Source organism: Bartonella sp. PS7NMGDW (assembly GCF_042193585.1).
In the GTDB taxonomy this organism is placed as follows: domain Bacteria; phylum Pseudomonadota; class Alphaproteobacteria; order Rhizobiales; family Rhizobiaceae; genus Bartonella; species Bartonella grahamii.
Window position 1 is genome coordinate 1 of sequence record NZ_JBHILX010000063.1, and the last position, 1,901, is coordinate 1,901.

The 1,901-nt window shown below is 39.3% G+C and carries 2 protein-coding genes and 2 pseudogenes; all 4 read left to right on the forward strand.

Annotated features, from left to right (window positions below; all coding sequences use genetic code 11):
• Positions 1-475 (forward strand): annotated as a pseudogene (locus ACFIKJ_RS09145) (hypothetical protein); the annotation flags it as partial.
• Positions 472-912 carry a hypothetical protein gene (locus ACFIKJ_RS09150; RefSeq protein ID WP_375652036.1) on the forward strand — a complete coding sequence of 147 codons (441 nt, stop codon included), beginning with the start codon at positions 472-474 and terminating at the stop codon, positions 910-912. The pseudogene ACFIKJ_RS09145 and the gene ACFIKJ_RS09150, both read left to right, overlap by 4 nt.
• 74 nt (positions 913-986) lie before the next feature.
• Positions 987-1,781, forward strand: coding sequence for an ERF family protein (locus tag ACFIKJ_RS09155; RefSeq protein WP_375652035.1), 795 nt, complete (start codon positions 987-989; stop codon positions 1,779-1,781).
• Between the two features lies 1 nt (position 1,782).
• Positions 1,783-1,901 (forward strand): annotated as a pseudogene (locus ACFIKJ_RS09160) (exonuclease); the annotation flags it as partial.

Here is a 1,901-nt window from a genome sequence, read left to right on the forward strand (position 1 = left end):
TGTTTACGAGAGCGCACACGTTTTCGATGAAGCGCGCGTTTACGGTCGTGCAGAAATTTATGGAGAAGCAAAAGTTTTAGAAAATGCACATGTTTACGGTTATGCATATGTTTCCGATAAGGCAGAAGTTTATGGCAATGCAAAAGTTAAAGACGGACATGTAGGCGATAGTGCAAAGATTTATGGTGATGCTAAAATTTATGATCATGCAGAAGTTTACGGTAATGCATGCGTTTCCCATAATGCAGAGGTTTATGGTTATGCCAAGGTTTTTGGTGATGCCTTGGTTTTTGGCAATGCACATGTTCATGGGCGTGCAAAAGTTTACAATGATGCACGCGTTTTCGATGAAGCACGTGTTTACGATAAGGTAGAAATTTACGGAGAAGCAAAAGTTTACGGTGATGCAGAAGTTTACCGTAGCGCACACGTTGATGACTATAACGCCATATCAACTGGAGAAAAGACCAGATGAAAAAATATGAACTGACAGATGAAACAATTAATGTTGATGGATTTACGCTTCACCGAATTAGAGCATTAAGAGATTTTGGTGGCGTCAAGAAAGGTAACCTTGGGGGCTTTATAGAGGATGAGGACAACCTAAGTCATGAAGCCGACTGTTGGGTTAATAATGAAGCTATGGTTTATTGTGGTGCCGAAGTTTACGACAGCGCTAAAGTGTTTGGTAACGCGAAAGTTGCTTATTTTGCACGCGTTTATGGCAATGCACAAGTTTATGATAACGCAAAAGTATATGGGGGGGATATTTTTGGGGACGCACAAATTTACAAATATGCAATTATTGATGGTAATCCAAGAATTTATGGCGACGCACAAATTTATGCCGATTACAAAATTGTTTACAAGGAAAAGACAGAAAACTTAACAGGGGACGACGTCCCTTTCTAACCCCACAAACAACTTTTTAAAACATGCGTGATTCACGCCACGGGGGAATTGCGCTCAAATAGGAGGAAATCAAGATGAGGGAACAAAACACTAACCTAACAGAAATTGAAGAAACACAGCATTTAGCCGTCGAACAAACTGCTATGGAACGCATTTTAAATAAAGCCTTAGGAAATGACGTCGATATGGACCGCTTAGAGCGCCTGATCGCATTACGAGAAAAAGAAATAGAACGACAAAACTACGAAAGATTTGCCAGTGATCTTTCGAATATGCAAATAGAATATCAAAAAATACAAAAAAACTCTACAAACACCCATACAAACAGCCAATATGCAACCCTTGACCAGTACATTGATGCTGTAAAAAATACTCTTGCAAAACACCGATTTGCTTTGTTTTCTCGTATCAAAGAACAGAGTTCAGACAATATAATTATAGAAATGACTTTGACGCATCCGTCTGGAAATAAAATCTCAACAGAAGGAAAGTTTCCTTATGACACGAAAGGATGCAAGTCAAATATACAATCGGTTGGTTCTGCAATCACATACGCACGCAGATATCTGTTAGGTATGCTTCTTAATGTCGTGAGTGAAGATGATGATACGGATGGAAACCCGCCTATTAAAAAGGCTTTTCCACAACAGATCAATGAAATCAGAAGACTCATAGTACAAACCCAAGCAGAAGAAGAAAAAATACTTGCTCATTTCGACGTCAAAAAGCTTGACGATATGTCTGAAGGACAAGCACAAACGGTATTGCATCTTTTGAAAAAGAAACAAAATAGGCAAAAGGTAGAAACAGATTCTACTATACAAGATGCCGATATAGCAACGCCACACGAACAGAGAACTGCGGTGTGAGATGAAACAAAGAACAGCAGAATGGTTTCAAGCGCGCTTGGGTAAAGTCACTGCTTCAAACGTTTACAACGTACTCAGTAAGACAGCAAAAGGTTTGCCTACAAGCAAATATGAAGACTA

Bases quoted from the DNA above. Each gene is read 5' to 3' on its own strand.
- ACFIKJ_RS09150 (WP_375652036.1), top strand. From the start codon at position 472: ATGAAAAAATATGAACTGACAGATGAAACAATTAATGTTGATGGATTT.
- ACFIKJ_RS09155 (WP_375652035.1), top strand. From the start codon at position 987: ATGAGGGAACAAAACACTAACCTAACAGAAATTGAAGAAACACAGCAT.